Below are 22,779 nucleotides of genomic sequence, written 5' to 3' on the forward strand. Positions count from 1 at the left end.
TTAAGGCAAATCTTGTCCTTTAGAAGCAATCCAGATTTTGTACCACTGCTGCAGGCTTAAATCAATTTCAAGAGCATCTACCGCACTTTTAATGCGATCAATATGCTGAGACCCTACAATGGGCAATGCGCCCACAGGATGTTTTAATAACCACGCATACATCACCTGATCAATTTGCTCAATCCCCAGTTCGGTTGCGACTTCTTTCAATACCGAATGCAGGCGGTGCTCGCGCTGGGTTTCGGGTTTAAATAGTTTACCACCGGCAAGGGGAGACCAGGCCATGGGTTTGATTTTATGTTTTTGGAAAAATTCAATATTCTCATTTTCCCAATGCTCCAGGCAGGCAACCGAAAGTTCCACCTGATTGGTCGCCAGCGGCATATTGAGATACGCCTGAAGGCTGTCAAACTGCATTGGGCTAAAGTTTGAAACTCCAAAGTTCAGCACTTTTCCGCTTTGCTTTAAATGGTCAAAAGCTTTCGCGACTTCTTCAGGCTCAAAAAACGGAGCTGGGCGGTGCAGAAGCAACAAATCGAGACGGTCTGTTCCCAGATTTTTAAGCGAAGCTTCAGCCTGCTTGATGATATACTCGGTGCTGTACTCGTAAATTTTTACGTCCAGTTCCGGATTGAAATCTGTAGCCAGTCTGATGCCGCATTTGCTAATCAGCTGCATCTGCTCGCGCAATTCCGGTTTTAAGGCCAGCGCACGGCCAAAGAATTCTTCACAGGTATAATTCCCGTAAATGTCAGCGTGGTCAAACGAGGTGATCCCCAGTTCGAGCAACTGTTCCATCAGTTTTAAAAGTTCAGTATCGCTGAGGTTCCAGTCGCGTAGGCGCCAATATCCGTGAATGATGCGTGAGAGGCTGAGGTTTTCGTTTAGGGCTAGTGTATTTTTCATAACAGGTTTTATTCAACAAGTTGTAATGTAGCAAAAAGTCCGGAATCCTGATCGATGCGGTTTTTATAATCTTCGGGAATCGCTACAGATCCCAGAATGGTATCGGAATCTTTTTCTTCGGAAGCCCTACTAATGTAAGCCATTGCAAAACCCAGTTCTTTGTTGGGCGAAAGCGACACGGCCATATTGGGCGATCCCGGCTTAAAATTTTGGTCAAAAATAGCAATGCGTAATTCGTGATAGGCTTCCTGCTTAGTTCGGAAAATTTTGTGGTTAATGTGATTGTTATAGGTTTTCGGAAGCTTTTGAGCATCATAACCCACTACAAAACCATTGTAGAGCACATTATACGTAAAAACGTCAAAGCCGGAGTCGTAAAGTCCGCCGCTGTTGTTTTCGTCCAGATAAATCACAAGCCGGTCCTGCCGGTTGTAGTCTTCAAGGGGATTCCTAGTTTTTAGCTGAAGATTGAAATTTTGAAAATATACCAGAACATAAAGAGCATCGGGCGTCCAAGTGAGTTTGTATTGGATGTTTTGATCGGATTTTTGGCCTTGCCAGAGTTGGTCGAGCTTAAGCCAATCGGTTTTCTGCCAGGCCGGGTCATTGGGCTTGCCGTCAATCTTGGGTGCTATTGTGGCTTTAGGAATTTTCAGTTGTGGAGCTTCAGCTTTGGGAAAGGGTGCTGGGTCTTCTTTTTTTCCGCAGGAAAAAGCAAGCAAAGCGAAAACTAAAAAGAGGTATTTCATCTGTTTAAAATATGCAAAAATCTATTTTTCAGTGTTTTGCTTACTCACGTGGGAATGTACTTTACTTGCCAAATGCCCATTATGTGCTTTCATTAGTGTGTTTTGCCCAGACTAAGAACGCCAAAGATAGGCCCCGGCGCCAAAACCCAAAAGAGATAAGGCATTTCAAAATGCAGAATGGCATATCCCAACGCCTGAATACTGACAATTGTAATCGCAAAACCTACACAATTTACCAGTGTTAGCGCAGTACCCCTGTATTCGGGCAGGGCGTTTGAGGCAACGAGCGTTGAAAATTGCGGACTGTCTGCCACCACCACAGCACCCCAAAACAGGAGAAAGGAGGCAAAAAGCCAAACCGGCAATTGCAGCGCAAACGGCGAAAGCAAACAGCAAATGCCTGAGGCTACAAGTGCAAAGCGCGCCACAGATTTACTGGTAAATCGCGCGACTAAGCTTCCGCCCATGGCACAGGCGATGGCACCTACGCCAATCACTCCAAATGACCAAAGCGGAATGTTAAGCAGCAGAACGTGTTTTTGCGCGTAATAGGTTATAAACAGCGGGACAAATCCCCAGAACGCATAGAGTTCCCACATATGGCCCCAGTAGCCAAAAGCTGCCGCTCTAAACTTAGGCGCTTTAAAAAGCCGGGGGATCGCCTTTATTTGTAGTTTCTGCTGCGCCTTGCGAAACGGACCGTCGGGCACTCCAAAACCGATAAGTATTCCGCCCAGTGCGGCCAGAGCACTGGTGATGAGTGTGATGTTTTTGTAATTAAGCGAAAGTCCAAAACTGTTTAAAAAGTGGGGCAGGGCAGTGCCCAGCACGAGCGCACCTACCAGAAAACCTAATGCTTTGCCCAGACCCTGCTCAAAATAATCAGCTGCGATTTTCATGCCTACGGGATAAATCCCGGCAAGAAAAAAACCGGTACTGAAGCGCGAGATCAGTACGGTTGAATACGTAACAGCAGGCAGCAGCAGCGCCAGATTGGTAAGGGCTCCCAGCAGGGCACAAATTAAAAAGACTTTGGAAGGCGAAAAACGGTCTGCAAAAGCCAAAAGCGCAAAGACCAGTGTACCGCTAATAAAACCAAATTGCACCGAAGCCAGAATACTGCTCACGCCGGTGGCGGTATCTAAGCGCGCCAGCGGCAACTGCGGCACCACGATATTGCCCACAAACCACAGTGAAGTCCCCAAAAACTGGGCGAGTACGATGAGGAAGATGATGCGGTTCTTTTGCAGCACGTGTTACAGCTATTCTACCGGTTCTGCTGCCAGAGCGAGGTGTTTTCCATCAGCGCTTATCGCGATTCGGGAGATGTTGGTGAGCTTGTAGCTGTTTAGACTCACAGCAAAAACCCAGGCGGGTTCTCCAAACAAATCGTAAACAAATAGGCTATCACCGCTGCCCACCAAAATGCGGTTTTCATCAAGCCAGGCGTAATCCTGCCGCCCGATAGGGAGTTCGCATACAAAATAGCTGGTAGGGCTTTCTCCGGAAAGATCAAGCATATATAGGTCCATATTCTGAGCGTCGTTTTCTACCAAATAGCTCATCGAGTCGCTATTGGGCACTTTATGAAGGGAGCGACCTGCGTTGGCCACTATTCTTTGAAGGCTGTCGTTAGCAGGAGCTGAAAGGAATAAATCCATTTGATTGGGCACTAATACCGAAGCTATAAAAGTTTCTTTATCGTAAAACGAAAAGTAACCTACCTGACTGCTGTCCAGCAATTTTTGAAAGGCTTTAGTTTTAAAGTCGTAGGTAGCGAGGCGCTGTCTGCCTTCCGGGTCCTGGCGAACCGCAGCCACAAGATCGGTTTGCGGGATGCGCTGGGGCGAAAAGAATCCGCTATTGGGTTCGTTTGTTAAAACTGTATTTTTCTGAGTTTGCAGATCGTAAACGCCAATCGCAGTAAGGCTGTCTTTGGTGCGGCTGTAAATCAGGGTGTTATCATCATAGAATGAAGGCTGATTATCGTAACCCGGGTTTTGGGATATGTTTTGGCCGTACTTAACTTCCAGAGTAGTGGGTGTGGTACTGATTTCAAAAAGGTAAACTTCGGGAGCGATTTGCGCGCTAAGGCTAAAGCTCAAAAGTCCCAGGAAGAAAAAAAGTGATGATCTAAGCATAGTCGTGATTCAGATTTTAAAGATACAGATGTTTGTGTAAAGAGTCTTGCAAGGATTGAGCCGTTTTGAAATACGAAAGACAAAATTGAAAATACGAAATACAAGTATGGTCATTTCGACCGGTAGGGAGAAATCGCATCAACCATTAACGGGAGCTTGGTTTTTGTTTACCAAGTAGGATGTGACGGCTCCTGCCGTCGAGGTGACAGCTGACCTGGACTTTGAATTTCAAATTTTAAACCTTAAATCAAATCCGCGTGAGGTATAGTAGTGGAAATCCTTTAGGAGCGGGAGCGACTAAAGATTGCAACGAATAGCCCGGCCCGAAGGGCACGCCCAAAAACAAAACAACCTGCAACTTAAAGCTACAGGTTGTTTGATTTTAGAATTTCGGTTTTAGGGGTGAAAATCTAAAAGGGGTAGGTGTTTTCAGCCGTGATTTTCTCTGCGATGGTATTGCGCAGCGCCACCACGTTAGGCTGATTTTGATATTTGGTAAAACGCTTAAGACCCATAAGCATCATGCGCTGCTCATCACCTTCGGCAAAGGAGACAATGCCTTCTTTAGCCTTTTGGTTGATGGTGTCTACGGCGTGATACAGGTACAACTGCGCCATTGCGATCTGCTCTTTCTGAGCTTCTTCGCCAAAACGTTTCACGTTTTTCTCTGTACGCAAAATGGTACTTTCAGCCATATAGATCTCGATCAGGATGTCTGAAGCGGCCAGCAATAACTGCTGATGCTCTTCGAGCTCCGGACCGTATTTTTGGATCGCGCTACCGGCTACCATCAAGAATACCTTTTTCAGTTTGGCGATCATCGCTTTTTCTTCCGAAAGCACTTCAGAATAGTCTGGTGTGTCAAAAGAAGGAATTCCGGTAAGTTCTTCGCCCACTGCCATTGCAGGATTAAGCAAATCTACGTGACCTTTCATCGCTTTTTTGACAAGCATACCTACCGCAAGCATACGGTTGATCTCGTTTGTACCTTCATAAATACGCGAAATACGGGCGTCTCTCCAGGCTGCTTCCATCGGCGCATCGGCGCTAAAACCCATACCACCATAAATCTGGATGCCTTCATCGGCGCAATTCTGCATATCTTCTGAAGCGGCTACTTTTAGGATCGAACATTCAATCGCATATTCTTCAACACCTTTAAGTTCGGCTTCTGAGTGGCTTGCACCATCCTCAAGACGGATTGAAATTCGGTCTTCAATATTTTTTGCAGCACGGTAAGAAGCACTCTCACTGGCGTAGGCATTGGTCGCCATTTCAGCCAATTTTGATTTGATTGCACCAAATTTGGCAATAGGCGTATTAAATTGTACGCGTTCATTAGCATATTTAACACCCATGTCGATCACGCGGCGTTGCGCGTCAAGACAGGCAGCAGCGAGTTTGATACGGCCTACGTTAAGTGCGTTCATCGCGATTTTAAAGCCTTCACCACGACCGGCAAGCATATTTTCTACAGGAACCACGCAGTCATTGAAGAAAACCTGACGGGTAGAAGAGGAGTGAATACCCAGTTTCTTTTCTTCTTCACCTAATGAAATTCCGTTAGACGGATCGTTCTCAACGATGAAACCGGTAATGTTTTTATCGTCTTCAATTCGGGCGAAAACAATAAAGACATTACAGAATCCCGCGTTGGAAATCCACATCTTTTGACCGTTGATCTTGTACGATTTCCCATCTGCCGAAAGTTCTGCTTTGGTTTTTCCGCTGTTGGCATCAGAACCAGCGCCCGGCTCGGTCAAACAGTAGGCTCCAAACCACTCGCCTGTAGCGAGTTTGGGAACGTATTTTTTCTTTTGTTCTTCGGTCCCGTAAAGGGTGATTGGCATCGTACCAATACCGGTATGCGCACCAAAAGCGGTCGCGATAGACCCGGTTGCTCCTGAAATGTAGTCACAAACCAGCATTGTAGAAACAAAGCCCATTCCCAGACCATCATATTCTTCAGGAACTGCGATACCCAAAAGACCCAGCTCACCGGCTTTGCGCATCACCTCTTCGGTAAGCGCATAGTCTTTATGCTCAAAGCGTTCTTTGTGTGGTACAATCTCACGGTCAACAAATTCTTTAACCGTTTCTTTCATCATTTTCTGCTCCTCGTTAAAATCTTCGGGAGTAAAGATGTCTTCGCAAGGAGTTTCCTTTACCAAAAACTGACCACCGCGAAGGATGTCTTTTTTATCTGCTGTTTCTGCCATTTTTCTAAGATATAAGTATTGAGATTTTAGATTTTAGAACCTTACTCTCAAATGTGTTTTTAAATTATTTTGCTAGATGAGTCTGTTATCTCAAGTCTCAAATCTATTGTCTAATTGAGGAACTCATAAACTCCGGCGGCGCCCTGACCGGTACCTACGCACATCGTTACAATACCGTATTTGTTTTTCATATCGCGCTTACGCATTTCGTCAAACAACTGTACCGAAAGTTTGGCTCCAGTGCATCCCAGCGGGTGACCCAGTGCAATTGCTCCTCCGTTTACGTTTACGATATCGGGATTTAGACCCAATTCACGGATTACTGCAAGAGACTGCGAAGCAAAGGCTTCGTTTAACTCAATCAGGTCGATGTCGTCTTGCTTGAGTCCTGCTTGTTTTAGCGCTTTCGGAATTGCTTTTACAGGACCAATTCCCATAATGCGCGGTTCAACACCCACGGCTGCAAAGTTTACAAGACGGGCGATGGGTTCCAGATTCAATTCTTTCACCATTTCTTCGCTCATTACCAACACAAAGGCTGCACCGTCACTCATTTGCGAGGAATTTCCTGCGGTTACGCTTCCGCCTTCGGCGAAAACAGGACGTAGCTTACCCAATACCTCGAGACTGGTGTCGGCACGCGGACCTTCGTCTTTACTTACGGTGTAGGTTTTTGTTTCTTTCTTGCCACTGTTGTTTACAAACGTGTGTTCTACTTCAATCGGAACGATTTGCTCTTTAAAACGATCTTCCTCTTGGGCTTTTAAGGCTTTTTGGTGCGAATGGTACGCAAACTCATCCTGATCTTCACGCGAAACCTTAAACTGATTGGCTACGGCTTCGGCGGTAAGTCCCATTCCCCAGTAATAATCTTCGTTTCCGGCTTTGGCCACTTTATAATCAGGTACCGGTTTGTAACCACCCATAGGGATGTAGCTCATACTTTCGGCACCACCGGCGATGATACAATCTGCCATTCCGGCCTGTATTTTTGCCGAGGCCATCGCGATGGTTTCAATACCCGATGCGCAATAGCGGTTTACGGTTACACCCGGTACATCTTCGATCTTCAATCCCATAAGGGAAATCAGACGCCCCACGTTAAGGCCCTGTTCGGCTTCTGGCATCGCGTTGCCAACCATTACATCATCAATGCGTTTTTTGTCGAGGTTTGAAACCTCTTTCATCATATAATCGATGGTTTCCGCAGCGAGTTCGTCGGGTCTTTTAAATCGGAACAATCCGCGCGGAGCTTTCCCTACGGCTGTTCGGTATGCTTTTACTATATATGCTGTTTTCATGGAATAGATTTTAGATTCTAGACTTTAGATTTGAGATCATTAGTCTACTTTGAAAATTTCTTTATTAAGGTGTAATTCATTTTTTGAACTTCTAACAAGTTTTCCAGTAAAGAAGAAAAATGTTCATTTTCAGAAATAAGACCTAGCCTTTTAGATAAGATGAGTTGCGTAAAAAGTTCATTACAAGATCCACTTGCAATTCCAAGAAAATTTTTGAATTCACCATCTGTATTTCTTCCCGCTCCTTCAGCAATATTTGAAGGAATACTTACAGCACTTCTTCTAATCTGACTCGTTAAACCAAATTTTTCATCATTTGGAAAATCAGCTGAAATCAAATAAGCATTTTCAGCAATGTCCATTGCTTTCTGCCAAATTTTTAATTCTTGAAAATTGTGCATAGTCGTAGATTTTATCTAACATCTTATATCTGAAATCTCGTGTCTAATTAGTTTCTCAACGGTTTCCCCTTTTTGATCATATGCTCCAGGCGTTCAAGCGTTTTGCGTTCCCCGCAAAGACTAAGGAAAGCTTCACGTTCCAGGTCAAGCAGGTATTGCTCACTTACATACGAAGCTTCAGATAGGTCACCACCGGCCATTACGTAAGCCAGCTTGTTTGCGATCTTTTTATCGTGATCGCTGATGTACTTACCAGCGTTCATTTGATCTGTACCTACAAGGAATGCACCAAGAGCCTGTTTACCCAGCACTTTGATATCTGTACGCTCAATAGGTTTAGTATAACCCTGATCTGCCATAAACTTCGCAACCTCTTTGGCTGCTGCAATCTGGCGGTCTTTGTTAACAATGACAATATCTTTACCGGGCTTTAAAATACCGGTATCAAAGGCTTCATAAGCCGAAGTCGAAACTTTAGCCATCCCGATTGCCAGGAAGTATTCGCGAAGACGGTTTAATTCCACATCGTCTTTGTGGTAGGTTTCAGCAGCTCGTAAAGTCATTTCTTTAGAACCACCACCGCCGGGGATTACCCCAACGCCAAATTCTACCAGACCAATGTAACTCTCTGCTGCTGCCACGACACGGTCAGCGTGTAGGGTCATTTCGCAACCCCCACCTAAAGTCATATCGTGTGGAGCCACAACGGTAGGAATTGAAGAGTAGCGCAGACGCATACAAGTATCCTGAAAATATTTAACCGCAGCGTTGAGTTCGTCATACTCCTGCTCAACGGCCATCATAAAAATCATACCGATATTGGCACCCACCGAGAAGTTTTTACCCTGATTGGCAACCACGAGTCCGGCGAAATCTTTTTCGGCCAGATCAATAGCTTTATTTAATCCGGAAAGAACGTCACCACCAATAGAATTCATTTTTGAACGGAATTCTACATTGAGGATTCCGTCACCTAAATCTTCAACGACTACGCCACTGTTTTTAAATACTTGTTTTGATTCGCGAATGTTATCGAGAATGATAAAACCATCCTGCCCCGGTTTTTTGACATATTCCTTTTTAGGGATGTCATAATACCAGGTGTTGCCTTCTTTAACGGTGTAAAACGAATTTTTACCTGACGAAAGCATTTCAGAAACCCAGTCTGCAATTTCATAACCTTCGGCTTTCATCAATTCGATTCCTTTTTCAAAACCTACAGCATCCCAAATCTGAAACGGACCGTGCTCCCAGCCGTAACCGGCACGCATCGCGTCATCGATCTTATAGAGTTCGTCTGTAATTTCAGGAATTCGGTTTTGCACGTAAGCAAACAATCCTGCGAAGTTTTTACGGAAGAATTCGCCGGCTTTGTCTTTACCGTCCACCAAAATAGGGAAGCGGTCAGCAACGTTGTCAACGCCTTTTGTTTTTTCTAAAGTACCGAAGGAAGCGCGTTTGTTTTCGCGGTATTCCATCGTATTGAGGTCAAGTGTAAGAATCTCGCTTGAGCCGTCGTCTTTCTTAATTTTTTTATAGAAGCCCTGTCCGGTTTTACTTCCCAGCCATTTGTTCTCGTGCATCGTATTGATGTAGTTGGGAAGCGAAAACAACTCGGCACGCTCATCATTTTCAACATTTTCGCGAATGCCGTTTGCCACGTGTACCAAAGTATCCAGACCAACCACATCAACTGTACGGAAGGTTGCTGATTTTGGACGACCAATTACAGGACCGGTCAATTTATCAACTTCTTCTACGGTCATGTCAAGTTCTTTAACCGTATGGAAAAGGCTCATAATACTGAAAGTCCCCACTCGGTTACCGATAAATGCCGGAGTATCTTTAGCAACAACCGAAGTTTTACCTAAGAATTTTTCACCGTATTCATTAAGGAAACTCAGCACTTCCTTATCAGTCTTAGGTCCAGGAATGATCTCAAAAAGATCTAAGTAACGGGCAGGGTTAAAGAAGTGCGTTCCGCAGAAATGCTTCTGAAAATCTTCGCTACGCCCTTCGCTCATAAATTTGATAGGAATACCGGAGGTATTTGTGGTAATCAAGGTTCCCGGGGTACGGTGTTTTTCAAGTTTTTCAAAAACCTGTTTTTTGATATCCAGGCGTTCTACCACAACTTCAATAATCCAGTCGTAGTGCTTCACCTTTGCAATATCATCTTCCATATTACCTGTGGTGATGCGCTTTGCAAAATCCTGGTGGTAAATGGGCGAAGGTTTTGATTTTAATGCGTTTTGCAAATGATCGTTAACCAGACGATTGCGTACCGCTTTATCCTCTAAGGTTAAACCTTTTGCTTTTTCTTTATCGGTTAGTTCACGGGGAACAATATCGAGTAGCAGCACTTCAACTCCTATATTGGCAAAATGGCAAGCGATACCGCTTCCCATAATCCCGGAGCCAATTACTGCAACTTTGTTGATGCGTCTTTTACTCATTTTTTTAATGTCGTTTCAGTGGTTTTATAAACTTTTTTATTCTGTATCAAATCGTTGATCACATTTATAACTTCAAAAAAGTGATCTATTTTTTCAGCTTCAATGTTTTGACGAATAGCCTCATTAAACTTTAAAACCCGGTCTTTACTAAAATCCCGGTTTTCCTTTCCAAATTCTGTTAGAAAAATTAGAACTCCACGGCCATCAGCAGGATTGGGCTTTCGTTCAATGAGTCCGCGTTCTTCCATCGATTTTAGTGTTCTCGAAAGGCTGGTAGCTTCCATTCCCATTCGCGGACCTAAAGCCGTTGAAGGGGTGCCTTCTTCGGGATCTATACTTAGCAGTGCAAAGCCTGTGGCCATGGTACTGTCTAGTTGTGCGGCCTGCTCATTATACATTTTTGTAATGGCCTGCCAGGTTGCCCTAAGGGCGTGATCGATAGTGATTTCTTTTTTACTCATACGTTTGCGTAAAGTTAGAAAAAAATACTATGCACGCATAATAAGTTAAGGAAATTTTATAAGATTATCTGTTTTCAACCATGTGCGTTACCAGTATGCATAAAAAAACTCCTTATTTCTAAGGAGTTTTAAAGATTATTCGCGCTCGTAAATTTTGTTGTACTTGTCAATATACATTTCTTTGACGATACGTCTTTTCAGTTTCATAGTAGGAGTGAGGTGCCCGGCATCTATGCTCCATTCGTCCGGAGTGAGCTCAATTTTTTTAACACGTTCCCACTTTCCAAACTTTTCATTATAAAGATCTACATCTTCCATAATGCGTTTCTTAACCTCTTCGTTTTCGGCAATTTCCGTATTGGTAGATCCTACAGAAATCCCTTTCTTTTTGGCCCAGTCTGCTATGAATTCAAAATTGGGTTGAATAATAGCAGCCGGCATTTTTTCGCCCTCGCCAATAACCATAATGTGCTCAATAAAGCGGGATTGCTTCATCGCGTTTTCGATAAGCTGAGGAGCAACGTATTTACCACCACTTGTTTTGAACATTTCTTTTTTACGGTCGGTGATTTTTAAGAAGCCTTCCCTGTCAATCTCCCCAATGTCCCCGGTATGGAAATATCCGTTTTCTAAAACCTCGTCGGTTTTTTCCTTGTCTTTGTAGTATCCCATCATCACCTGAGGCCCTTTAATCAGGATTTCTCCGTCTTCAGCGATTTTTACCTCGGTCTCCGGAATAGGTTTACCCACCGTGCCGATTTTAAAGCCGTGATTACGCATATCATTTACCGATATAACCGGAGAAGTTTCGGTAAGACCGTAGCCTTCCATTACGCCCATTCCTGCAGCATTAAATACACGTGCCAGTCTGGGTTGCAAGGCAGCACTACCAGAAGCGATTACCTTAAGGTTTCCACCCAGGGCTTCCTGCCATTTGCTGAAAATCAATTTACGCGCAAGACCCAGCTTTTGCTCATACCACCAACCATTCTGACCATAGGGTTCGTATTGCAGACCCACTTCCACAGCCCAGAAAAAGAGTTTCTTCTTAACGCCGGTAAGATCGGCACCTTTTGCGATGATTTTATCATATACCTTTTCAAGTAAACGCGGTACAGCAGTCATTACCTGAGGTTTTACCTCTTTTAAGTTTTCGCTGATGGTTTCCAGGCTTTCTGCAAAATAGATGCTCACACCGGTATACTGATACAGATACATCAACATACGCTCGTAAATATGGCACACAGGCAAAAAGCTCAGTGCGATACTTTGTCCAGGATTGATTGGGAATCGTGTGGCGCTGTTGATGGCGTTAGAAACCACATTCTTATGACTAAGCATTACGCCCTTCGGTTTTCCGGTAGTTCCGGAGGTGTAGATTAATGTCGCAAGATCATCTTCTTTGACAGCCGCTTTCAGTTTATCTACTTCTGCCTGGCTTGATGTATCGGCCTCGTGAACTTCTTTCCAGCTTTTGCAACCTTTGATGTCATCAAAGCTAAACACCTCTTTTAGTGAGGGAACATTGCCTTTGATGGCCATTACTTTATCGAGTACTTCCTGATCAGATACAAAGCAATATATAGACTCACTGTGATTGAGCACATATTCGTATTCTTCTTCTGAAATGGTTGGATAAATAGGAACATTCTGAGCTCCTAACTGGAGGATGCCAATATCCATCACGTTCCATTCGGTACGATTGTTTGATGAAATGACAGCTACTTTATCATTAGGTTTTACTCCCAGTTTTAACAGACCTCTACTCACAGCATTGGCCTGATCAAGATATTCCTGAGTGGAAATGGCTTTCCATTCTCCGTTATATTTAGTGACCAAAGCTTCTTTCAGGTTGTATTGCTCCAGTTGATGATAAGGGAAGTCAAATAGGCGTTTAATTTCCATAGCGCTATAAATAGGATTTGCTTATTAAATGTGAAAAATTAGGGTTAAATCCCCACATTCCATTCTTCTGACAAAGTAATTGAGAAGCTTTAGAGGGGTTTGTACATGCAAAATAACGAATTTAGTTGCTTTACTATATCGTTTTAGAAAAATTTACGAAGAAAACCTGCGAATATCAAAATAGCACAGATTTTTAAGGTCTGTGCTATTTCAATATTTAAAAATAACTATTTACTGCTTCTCAATCCACTCTCGTGCATTGATAAAAGCTTCAACCCAAGGCGTTACTTCGTCTTTGCGATCTTTAGGGTAGTTGGCCCAGTTCCAGGAGAAGATAGAGCGCTCAATGTGTGGCATGGTTACCAGGTGGCGACCGGTTTTATCGGTCATCATCGCGGTATTGTAGCTACTGCCATTAGGGTTTGCCGGGTAGGCATCATAACCGTATTTCCCAACAATTTTATAGTTTTCTTCACCTAACGGAAGGTCAAACTTGCCTTCGCCATGCGAGATCCATACACCTAAGGTCGCTCCCGAAAGTGTTGAAAGCATCACCGAATCATTCTCTGCAATGGTTACACTCGTAAAGCCACTTTCGTGCTTATGTGAGTCGTTGTACAGCATACGCGGTTTTTGATCGTGATCAGGGTTGATCAGATCAAGTTCTACAAACAGCTGACAGCCGTTGCAAATACCTACCGATAGCGTATCAGGTCGTGCAAAGAAATTCTTTAGAGCTGTGTTTGCTTTCTCATTATACAGGAAAGCACCGGCCCAACCTTTGGCTGACCCCAATACATCGGAGTTTGAGAATCCACCCACGGCACCTATAAACTGAATATCTTCGAGCGTTTCGCGACCGCTGATTAAATCGGTCATATGAACGTCTTTGACATCAAAGCCGGCGAGATACATCGCGTTTGCCATCTCGCGTTCCGAGTTACTTCCTTTTTCACGAAGGATGGCCGCTTTTGGTCGGCTTCCCGCAGCGCGGTTTCCGGGTCTTAGACCTGTAAAGCCTTTTGGGAAGGTGTATTTTAAATCCTGTTTGTCGAAGTTTTCAAAACGCGCATCAGCCAGGCCGTTTGCAGTTTGCTTTTGATCTAACAAATAACTGGTTTTAAACCATTTTCTACGCAGTGAAGGAATGTTAAGACCAATCTCCACAAGATCCTTTTTAATGGTTAATTCTTCCGAAGTATTGGCGGTACCAATTTTGAAAAACTCGATGTTGTATTCCTTCATTACCGCTTCGATATCCCTGTCTTTGGCGGCCTGAATGACGATTCCGGCATTTTCTGCAAACAGGATTTTGATGATGTCTTTTTCGCCGAAGGCTGAAAAATCATAAGCAGCTCCCAGTTTATTTTCGGCAAAACACAATTCAAGCAGGGTAGTGATCAAGCCTCCTGAAGCCACATCGTGACCGGCAACGATCATATCGTTTTTGATCAAATATTGAATGACGTCAAATGTTTTCGCAAATGCGATAGTATCTTTTACAGACGGAGCCTCGGCACCAATTTTATTCTGCACCTGGGCAAATGATGAACCGCCCAGTTTAAATGCATCTTTAGAAAGGTTTAGATAATAAATCGCTCCGGCATCTGCGTGAAGAACCGGTTCAATCACGCGGTCGATATCGTTGCAACTTCCGGCTGCCGAAATGATTACAGTTCCCGGTGCAAGAACATCGCCGTCAGGATATTTTTGCTTCATAGAAAGCGAATCTTTCCCGGTTGGTACGTTGATGCCCAGATCAATCGCAAATTCAGAAACCGCCTGAACCGCTTCGTAAAGACGCGCATCTTCACCCTCGTTATTACAGGGCCACATCCAGTTTGCAGAGAGTGAAAGAGACTTCAAACCTTTTTCAAGCGGTGCCCAAATGATATTGGTCAGCGCTTCGGCGATACTGTTTTTACTTCCGGCAACGGGGTCAATAAGTCCGCTAACGGGTGAGTGCCCAATGGAGGTTGCGATTCCGTTTTTAGACTTAAAATCGAGTGCCATCACACCTACATTGTTGAGCGGTAACTGAAGCGTGCCCACACATTGCTGCTTGGCAACTCTTCCGCCAACACAACGGTCAACTTTATTGGTTAACCAGTCTTTACATGCAACGGCTTCCAGCTGTAGTACGTTTTCCAGATAATCGTGAAAATGCTCCAGACTGTACGCCACATCGCTGTATTTACGATCAATTTTTGAATCGATCATCACGGTTTTTGGCGAACTGCCAAACATATCTTCCATCGCCAAATCCATAGGCGCGGCGCCTGTAGTAGCCGATTTGAAGGTAAAACGGTGATCGCCGGTAACGTCACCCACTTCGTAAATAGGAGAACGCTCACGCTCGGCAATCGTGCGTAAGGTCTTCAGTTGTTCTTTCCCGATAACCAGCCCCATACGTTCCTGAGACTCGTTACCTATAATTTCTTTAGCCGAAAGGGTAGGGTCACCCACCGGTAATTTATCTAAATCAATTTTTCCGCCGGTTTCTTCAACGAGTTCTGAAAGGCAGTTGAGGTGTCCGCCAGCACCGTGATCGTGAATCGAAACGATGGTGTTTTCGTCACTTTCTACCATTCCACGGATGGCGTTAGCAGCACGTTTTTGCATCTCGGGGTTTGAACGCTGAATGGCATTCAACTCAATCCCGGAGCTGAACGCGCCGGTATCTGCCGAAGACACCGCGGCACCACCCATCCCGATGCGGTAGTTGTCACCACCCAGAATAACGATTTTATCACCGGTTTGAGGTTTTTCTTTAAGTGCCTGAGGTTTTTTGCCGTAACCAATACCACCGGCCTGCATAATGACCTTATCGTAACCCAGCTTACGGCCCGCTTCTTCGTGTTCAAACGTAAGTACCGAACCTGCGATAAGCGGTTGGCCAAATTTGTTTCCAAAATCTGAAGCTCCGTTTGAAGCTTTGATCAAGATGTCAATCGGGGTCTGGTATAACCATTTACGCGCCGGGAAGGTTTCTTCCCACGGGCGATCGTCGAGCAATCGTGAATATGCGGTCATATAAACCGCAGTACCGGCAAGGGGTAACGAACCTTTTCCACCGGCGAGGCGGTCGCGTATTTCACCCCCAGAACCTGTCGCAGCCCCGTTAAAAGGCTCTACGGTTGTAGGGAAGTTGTGGGTTTCGGCTTTAAGCGAAAGCACGCTTTCAAATTCTTTTTCGGTATAGAAATCGGGTTTATCTGCGGTTTCAGGGGCAAATTGTGTGGCTTTTGGACCTTTGATAAAGGCGACGTTGTCCTTATAGGCCGAAACAATTTCGTTCGGATTTTCTTCGGAAGTTTTTTTGATGAGTTTAAAGAGCGAAACCGGTTTGGTCTCTCCGTCAATCACAAAGGTCCCGTTAAAAATCTTGTGGCGGCAGTGTTCGGAGTTTACCTGACTGAAGCCAAACACTTCCGAGTCGGTTAACGGGCGACCAATGCGCTCTGCGACGCCCTCGAGATACATCACTTCTTCGGCGCTTAATGCCAAACCTTCCTGCTTATTGTATTCTTCAATGTTTTCAATAGGCTTGATGGCTTCGGGCTCGATATTTATGGTGAAAATATCCTGATCTAGTTTTTTGTATTCCTGAGAAAGCATCGGATCAAATTCGGCTTTGCCTGCAACAAATTCTTCAATCCTGATGATGCCTTCAATCCCCATATTTTGGGTGATTTCAACAGCATTGGTGCTCCAGGGCGTAATCATAGTGGCACGCGGACCAATAAAAAAAGCGTCGATTGCAGACGCTTGTATTTTGGGCTGGTTGCCAAAGAGCCAGATGAGCTTTTTAGTCGTTTCTTCTGAAAGTTCGTTTTTGCTTTGAACTGCGAAAATCTTGGTGTCCTGAGAACCGAAAAAGTGAATCATAATGCGTTTGCTAAGAAGCGACAAATTTAGGCTTTTTTGTTTTTTTATTTGGCCCTAAATCCGAAACAAAATCAACAGAAAATCATCGCTTTTGTTGATAAGCGGACTTCGGTATAAAAAAGAAAAACCTCACTGGTCTACAGGACCTGTGAGGTTTGAAATCAGTTCAATAAACAGCTTATTTCTTTTCGTCCTTCTTAACCATCAGGCACATATAGAAGCCGTCGTAACCACTTTCGCTGGAAAGTACGGTTTTTTGCTTTTCAATGCTAAAATTCTTTCCTTCCTCGCTTTTCAGGAATTTTTTAACCTGTTCCTGATTTTCGGAAGGAAGTATAGAGCAGGTAGCATAGACCATTTTTCCGCCCGGCTTGACCATTTTAGAGTAATCTCTTAAAATAGTTTGCTGTGTTTCCTGAATTTTTGCAACAAAATCCGGCTGTAGTTTCCACTTGGCATCGGGGTTACGGCTTAAAACGCCCAGTCCGGTACAGGGTGCATCGAGCAATACGCGATCTGCCGAGTTGTGCAGTTTTTTAATGACTTTAGTGCTGTCTATCGCGCGGGTTTCAATATTGAAAGCTCCGGCGCGACGTGCTCTGCGCTTCAATTCTTTTAATTTATTGGCATAAATATCAAGCGCAATCAACTGCCCCTTATTATCCATCTCGGCAGCCAGGTGTAAGGCTTTACCACCGGCACCGGCGCAGGCATCAATCACACGCATTCCCGGCTCTACACCCAGATAGGGAGCAACCAGTTGTGAGGAAGCATCCTGCACTTCAAACAGACCGTCTTTAAAAGCCTGAGTGGTGAAAACATTAGCGCGTTCCTGCAATTGTAAAGCATCTTTGTAAGCCTTGAGGTTTTCGGTTTCGTGACCTTCTTCAACCAGTTTTTGTTGAAGCTCACCAATATTGGTTTTCAGGCGATTTACGCGTAAAATCACAGGCGCCTGCTTGTTTAGCGCAGCGATCTCTGCATCCCATTTATCACCCAATTCTTTTTCGCCCAATTCATCAAGCCAATCCGGAATTGACTCCCGTAATTTTCTGATGTTTGAAAATTCGTCAAAACGGCCTTTGATGCGACGGGTAGGGGTCTCTTCAAACTGCGGCCAGTCGGGCAGTTTGATTCCGCGAAGCGTACACCAAACGGCAAACAGGCGCCAGAGGTCTTTGCGTTCAAAGGGTTCGCCTACATCTGCAATAGCGGCGTAGAGGCGTTTCCAGCGAACGATGTCGTAGGTGGTTTCGGCTATAAAACTGCGGTCGCGGGAGCCCCAGCGTTTATCGCGTTTCAGTTGTTTTGCGATTACCTTATCGGCATAGCCTCCTTCATTAAATATTTCGATCAGTCCATCAATTACGGCAAAGACCAGATTGCGGTGTAAACGCATACGTTTTGTTTTAAAATGCCCGCAAAGGTACAGGTTTCAAAAGGAATAGTTTTAAATTGGGCGAAAATTTAGATTATGCGATTAGTAGCAGTACTTATTCTTTTTCTGACCTTTTCAAGTTGTATGCAAACGGAAGAAAAACGGGAGGCAGGCCCCATTCAAGCTGTTGAGATTGAACCTGTTTTTAGTGATTCGGTAAGTATACGGGCGATTGAGATTCTTGCTGACGGAAGCCTTGCTTTTGCAGGTTCTAAGGGTAAATATGGTTTATATAACCCACAGACTGAAACCTGGAATACCGGTGTTATGACCTACGATTCGATCACGCCAAACTTTAGAGCTGTGGCTCACACAACTCAGGATTTCTTTATGCTGAGTATCGAAAGCCCTGCGCTGCTTTATAAAACCGGCGATACGGGTAGGATGGAAGTGGTTTATAAAGAAGACAATCCCAAAGCATTTTACGATTCGATGACGTTTTGGAACAATCAGGAAGGAATCGCGATGGGCGATCCTACCGATTCGTGTATTTCGGTAATTATAACCCGTGATGGAGGGAAGTCTTGGAACAAATTAAGTTGTGATATTTTGCCTGAAGCGGTAGAAGGGGAGGCTGCATTTGCAGCCAGTAACAGCAATATTGCGATTTATGGGAATCAGGCCTGGATTATTACCGGTGTAATGAAATCGCGGGTACTGCACACTGCAGATAAAGGAAAAACCTGGGAGGTTTTTGAGACACCTCTTGTTCAGGGAACCCCTACGACCGGAGGTTATTCCATTGATTTTTATGATGAAAATATCGGTTTTATTGTAGGTGGAGATTACAGCAATGCTGAAGCTAATAAAGCGGTAAAAGCGTTGACACGTGATGGCGGTAAAACCTGGGAGTTGGTGGCTGACAATCAAAACCCCGGTTACCGAAGTTGTGTTCGCTTTGTACCCGAAAGCGCCGGAATGGGACTGGTTGCTATAGGGTTTGAGGGGATTGACTATTCTGCAGATCAGGGATCCACCTGGAAACATTTAAGTGAGGAAGGCTTTTTTACCGTTCGGTTTTTAAATGATTCTGTGGCCTATGCTGCAGGAACTAACCGGATTGCAAAATTGAAATTCAAGCGTTAAAAAAAGGCTGTCAATTGACAGCCTTTTTAACTAACACTAATTATTCTTCCTTTTCTTGTATTCTTCCCAAAGTTTTCGCCCAAAGTTACGTTCTACTTCCGGTAGGAAGACCATTTTAGAGGCTGGGAGTTTTTGGGTTAAATCTTTAAGCATTTCGCGTTCAACCTGGTATTTCTCTTTTTGAAGCGCGTTGTATTTTTCGATCAGATTCTGTGCCTGAGACTCACTCAATTTGTTTTTTGATCCCGATCTGGAAAACTTCTCTTTAAACAATTCCCGCTCGCGCTCCCGTAAGTCGTGCATACGCTTGTCGTAACTGTTGTAAATAGGCCAGAATTTTTCGGCCTCTGCTGGAGTTAACTCCAGCTCTTCAGTTATAAAAGGAACTTTAAGGGCCTTTATACGCTCGTGTCTCTCGTCAGTCTGACCATAGGAAGCCAGGCAAACCAGTAGAACGAGTATAGATATAAACTTTTTCATAGAAATTTTATGGGTTGTATTTAATCGTCTGTATTTAAAGCATACTCAATCACATCCTGATCTACATATTCAAGAATTACTTCATCACTCAGATGGTCTTCATTAAAAAAGGAGGTGTTTGCTTCAATGGTGTTTAGTTCTTCATCAGAAAAGAAATCCTGAATTCGATCTTGTTCTATCAAATAATTTTCAAGACTGCTTAAACTTAGCCCCTCAAAACCTGCTTCATTTGCATTGGGTTTTACGGTATAGAACAGCAAAGCAAAAAGGGCAGCGATTGTGGCTACAGCAGCAGCAAATTTTTTGTAGTTTAATGAAATAACTTTCGGCTCTTTAGTGGTTTTCGAAAGAATGGAAGTCTCCACCTGATCAAAATATCCATCAGGAACCCTGAAGCCATCCTGATTATCAGGATATAACTTTTGGAATTTAAGCTCCGTATACAGACGCTCTTCAAACTGCTGAAAATAGTCTTCAGGCAGTTTAAAATCCTTCGGTATATGTTTATCGTTGGTATTCATTGTCTTTTTGACTTTTAAAAATGCTGAAGGTTTAATGACCTGTTACAAAGTCGGTTATTTTTTTTACCGCGTGATGATAACTGGCTTTTAGGGCGCCTTCAGATGTGCCTAGTATTTCAGAAATTTCATTGTATTGCAGCTCATCAAAATACTTCATTACAAAAACCTGTTTCTGTTTTGCCGGCAGCGTATCTAAGGCCTGATGTAATTTAGCCTGAGCTTCGTCTCCGTTGAAATAAGGATCGCTTGCCAGATTATTTACAATCGCACTTTGCAATTCTTCACTGCCCACACTGGCGCGACGGTTTCTTTTATTTATGAAGGTTATACTTTCATTAGTCGCAATGCGGTAGAGCCAGGTGTAAATTTGACTTTCGCCATTAAAACCATCCAGATTTTTATACACCTTAATAAAGGTATTTTGTAAAACGTCATCTGCATCATCGTGAGAAACCACCATACGTCGTATATGCCAGTACAAACGCTCTTTGTACTCGGTTACCAAATCCTCAAATTTGAGGTCTGTGGGATATGTAGCGGTTTTACTCAATTCTAAAATTCTATTTGTTTTGACCTTATATTACACGAAAGGTTTAAAATGCTCAATAAAGTTAACAAGAATACCTCAGATTTTTGAGTTTTCAGAACTGAATGGAAATCAGTTCTGGATCGAATACAAACGATGAAATGCAAATATTTTAGTTAAAATGCATTAATTCTTTGTTTTTTTGGATTTTGAGATTATCTTTAATCTCGTTGAAAATGTAAAAACTGTTGTTGACACGATTAAATTGTTTAATTCCTTTTTTGTCCCAAATTAAAAAGTAGTTTTTCACCCCTGATTTTTACCCAACAGCAAAAGTTTAAGGTCAACAACAAAAAAATCCACATTCGTCAGGAGTGTGGATTTTGTTTTTTTACGGGATTTCTGCCAAAGGATATTAGCTCGTTCGCTGTTTGTGTCACGGCTCTTGATTCTTACCGGTTTTTTCGTAGTCTATTCAAAAGACTGCATCTCAACCAGTTTTTTATAGGTTCCGTTAGCCGCAAGGAGTTCCTGATGTTTGCCTTGTTCTACAATCTTACCGCGTTGCATCACAATGATCAGATCTGCATTTTGAATGGTTGAAAGACGGTGCGCGATTACGATCGAAGTACGGTTCATCATCATATTCTCTAAAGCTTTTTGGACCAAACGTTCACTTTCGGTATCTAAAGCTGAGGTAGCCTCATCAAGTATCATTATTGGCGGATTCTTAAGTACCGCACGAGCGATAGAAAGGCGTTGTTTTTGACCGCCACTCAGTTTGTTTCCGCTGTCTCCTATGTTGGTGTCCAGCTTACGCGGAAGCTCGCTAACAAATTCCCAGGCATTGGCAATTTTTAGGGCATCGATTACTTCTTCATCGGTTGCGTTGGGTTTTCCCAACAGGATGTTATTGCGTACGGTATCATTAAACAAAATAGAATCCTGAGTAACCAATCCCATTTGCGCACGTACCGATTTTTTGGTTAAATCCTTCAGGTCTATACCGTCTAATTTGATCGCGCCAGAATCTACATCATAAAAGCGCGTAACGAGATTGGCAATGGTGCTCTTGCCGCTTCCGCTTTGTCCCACCAAAGCAACGGTTTGTCCTTTTTTGACATTTGCTGAAAAATCTTCCAGAACTTTTTCATCTTCATAACTAAATGAAATATGCTCAATGCTCAAAGCTTCTTTAAACTCAGCAACTTCAATTGCATCCGGTTTATCTTTAATTGTCGTTTCGGTATTTAAAATCGAAAGAATGCGTTCTGCAGCAGCATTACCACGCTTTACGTTGTAGGAGGCTTTACTTATTTGTTTTGCGGGAGTTAAAATTTGATACGAAAGTCCCAGAAATGCGATGAACTGTGCTGCTTCAAGAGACCCTTCAACCAAAACCATTTGGCCACCAAACCATAAAATCACAACTATCACGAAAATACCCAAGAACTCACTGGCCGGAGAAGCCAGGTTTTGCCGGTTGATGAGTTTGTTGAGAATTGTATTGAGTCGGGTAGTACTGGCTCTGAATTTAGCTCTGAATTGCTCTTCGCCATTAAAACCTTTGATGATTTTAAGGCTGGAAAGGGTTTCTTCAACAATCGAAAGAAAAGCTCCGTTTTCTTCCTGCGCCTGGTGAGATTGTTTTTTTAGTGATTTCCCAATTCGGGAAATGATCATTCCGGATATAGGAAGAAAAACAAAAACAAAAATCGTGAGCTTAACGCTAATGATTAACATTGCTCCGATTGTAAAAATAATTGTCAACGGTTCTCTCACTACCATTTCAAGAATGGAAAGAAAAGAACGCTCCACTTCGTTTACATCTGCTGTTATGCGAGATATGGTATCTCCTTTTCGTTTTTCTGAAAAATAGGCAACCGGAAGCTCAATCAGTTTATCGTAGATGGCATCTCGTACGTCTCGCATCACGCCATTCCTCAAAAAGGTAATGAAGAAAGTGGCCAGGTAACCAAAAACATTTTTTAGAAAAAACAGGATTATTACAATCCCACAAATAAATACCAGAGCTGAAAGTTCATCTTCTGCAACTCTGGAGCTTACCTGAAAATAAAAATAATTTGTTGCATAATCTGTAAAGTTTGTCCAGCCTTCCCAAACCGGCAGTTCGGTAACTCGTTTGCTTTTATCAAACAGGATTTCGATAACCGGAATAAGAGCCAAAAAAGACAGGGTGCTGAAAAGTGCATACAAAATGTTACAAATAATGTTGTACACCGCATACTGCTTGTAGGGCCTTGCAAATTGTATGATTTGTTTGAAGTAATTCATAAGAAC

Annotated in this window: 17 protein-coding genes; 1 reads left to right on the top strand and 16 read right to left on the bottom strand. The window is 43.4% G+C overall.

Going from position 1 to position 22,779, the window contains the following annotated elements:
• The 12 genes from CJ305_RS12215 to CJ305_RS12270 all read right to left on the bottom strand — a co-directional run bounded on the left by CJ305_RS12215 (window position 1) and on the right by CJ305_RS12270 (window position 17,826).
• On the bottom strand, window positions 1–906 hold the full coding sequence (locus tag CJ305_RS12215) for an aldo/keto reductase (protein ID WP_099646561.1): 906 nt from the start codon (window positions 904–906) through the stop codon (window positions 1–3).
• 8 nt (window positions 907–914) lie between these two features.
• Window positions 915–1,655: a sugar-binding protein gene (locus CJ305_RS12220; protein ID WP_099646562.1), complete on the bottom strand. Its 741-nt coding sequence runs from the start codon at window positions 1,653–1,655 to the stop codon at window positions 915–917.
• Between the two features lie 92 nt (window positions 1,656–1,747).
• Window positions 1,748–2,908, bottom strand: a complete 1,161-nt coding sequence (locus CJ305_RS12225) for an MFS transporter (RefSeq protein WP_099646563.1) — start codon at window positions 2,906–2,908, stop codon at window positions 1,748–1,750.
• 9 nt (window positions 2,909–2,917) lie between these two features.
• Window positions 2,918–3,796 carry a TolB-like translocation protein gene (locus CJ305_RS12230; RefSeq protein WP_099646564.1) on the bottom strand — a complete coding sequence of 293 codons (879 nt, stop codon included), beginning with the start codon at window positions 3,794–3,796 and terminating at the stop codon, window positions 2,918–2,920.
• Window positions 3,797–4,206: 410 nt separating this feature from the next.
• Window positions 4,207–6,015 carry an acyl-CoA dehydrogenase family protein gene (locus CJ305_RS12235; protein WP_099646565.1) on the bottom strand — a complete coding sequence of 603 codons (1,809 nt, stop codon included), beginning with the start codon at window positions 6,013–6,015 and terminating at the stop codon, window positions 4,207–4,209.
• Window positions 6,016–6,125: 110 nt separating this feature from the next.
• Window positions 6,126–7,316, bottom strand: coding sequence for an acetyl-CoA C-acyltransferase (locus CJ305_RS12240; protein WP_099646566.1), 1,191 nt, complete (start codon window positions 7,314–7,316; stop codon window positions 6,126–6,128).
• 44 nt (window positions 7,317–7,360) lie between these two features.
• Window positions 7,361–7,717 carry a four helix bundle protein gene (locus tag CJ305_RS12245; protein ID WP_099646567.1) on the bottom strand — a complete coding sequence of 119 codons (357 nt, stop codon included), beginning with the start codon at window positions 7,715–7,717 and terminating at the stop codon, window positions 7,361–7,363.
• A 47-nt stretch (window positions 7,718–7,764) separates the two neighbouring features.
• Window positions 7,765–10,173: a 3-hydroxyacyl-CoA dehydrogenase/enoyl-CoA hydratase family protein gene (locus CJ305_RS12250; RefSeq protein ID WP_099646568.1), complete on the bottom strand. Its 2,409-nt coding sequence runs from the start codon at window positions 10,171–10,173 to the stop codon at window positions 7,765–7,767.
• Window positions 10,170–10,634 carry a MarR family winged helix-turn-helix transcriptional regulator gene (locus tag CJ305_RS12255; RefSeq protein WP_099646569.1) on the bottom strand — a complete coding sequence of 155 codons (465 nt, stop codon included), beginning with the start codon at window positions 10,632–10,634 and terminating at the stop codon, window positions 10,170–10,172. Before CJ305_RS12255 ends, CJ305_RS12250 begins: the two co-directional genes overlap by 4 nt.
• Window positions 10,635–10,769: 135 nt before the next feature.
• On the bottom strand, window positions 10,770–12,539 hold the full coding sequence (locus tag CJ305_RS12260) for an AMP-dependent synthetase/ligase (RefSeq protein ID WP_099646570.1): 1,770 nt from the start codon (window positions 12,537–12,539) through the stop codon (window positions 10,770–10,772).
• 231 nt (window positions 12,540–12,770) lie between these two features.
• Window positions 12,771–16,427 carry a phosphoribosylformylglycinamidine synthase gene (gene purL / locus CJ305_RS12265; RefSeq protein WP_099646571.1) on the bottom strand — a complete coding sequence of 1,219 codons (3,657 nt, stop codon included), beginning with the start codon at window positions 16,425–16,427 and terminating at the stop codon, window positions 12,771–12,773.
• A gap of 178 nt (window positions 16,428–16,605) precedes the next feature.
• Window positions 16,606–17,826 (bottom strand): RsmB/NOP family class I SAM-dependent RNA methyltransferase, encoded by a 1,221-nt coding sequence (locus tag CJ305_RS12270; protein WP_099646572.1) that lies wholly within the window; start codon window positions 17,824–17,826, stop codon window positions 16,606–16,608.
• 75 nt (window positions 17,827–17,901) lie between these two features.
• Between CJ305_RS12270 and CJ305_RS12275 the strand changes: the two genes are divergently transcribed.
• On the top strand, window positions 17,902–18,951 hold the full coding sequence (locus CJ305_RS12275; RefSeq protein ID WP_099646573.1) for a WD40/YVTN/BNR-like repeat-containing protein: 1,050 nt from the start codon (window positions 17,902–17,904) through the stop codon (window positions 18,949–18,951).
• A 36-nt stretch (window positions 18,952–18,987) separates the two neighbouring features.
• Here CJ305_RS12275 and CJ305_RS12280 read toward each other — a convergent pair whose 3' ends face one another.
• From CJ305_RS12280 to CJ305_RS12295, 4 genes are all read right to left on the bottom strand, one after another.
• A complete protein-coding gene (locus tag CJ305_RS12280; RefSeq protein ID WP_099646574.1) occupies window positions 18,988–19,431 on the bottom strand; it encodes a hypothetical protein in 444 nt (147 codons plus the stop codon).
• A 20-nt stretch (window positions 19,432–19,451) separates the two neighbouring features.
• Window positions 19,452–19,952, bottom strand: a complete 501-nt coding sequence (locus CJ305_RS12285) for a hypothetical protein (protein WP_099646575.1) — start codon at window positions 19,950–19,952, stop codon at window positions 19,452–19,454.
• 31 nt (window positions 19,953–19,983) lie between these two features.
• Window positions 19,984–20,502, bottom strand: a complete 519-nt coding sequence (locus CJ305_RS12290; RefSeq protein WP_099646576.1) for an RNA polymerase sigma factor — start codon at window positions 20,500–20,502, stop codon at window positions 19,984–19,986.
• Between the two features lie 447 nt (window positions 20,503–20,949).
• Entirely contained in the window at window positions 20,950–22,773 is a 1,824-nt protein-coding gene (locus tag CJ305_RS12295) for an ABC transporter ATP-binding protein (RefSeq protein ID WP_099646577.1), read from the bottom strand.
• Window positions 22,774–22,779 lie beyond the last annotated feature (6 nt).

Origin of the sequence: Leeuwenhoekiella nanhaiensis (assembly GCF_002744755.1) — a bacterium.
Lineage (GTDB): Bacteria > Bacteroidota > Bacteroidia > Flavobacteriales > Flavobacteriaceae > Leeuwenhoekiella > Leeuwenhoekiella nanhaiensis.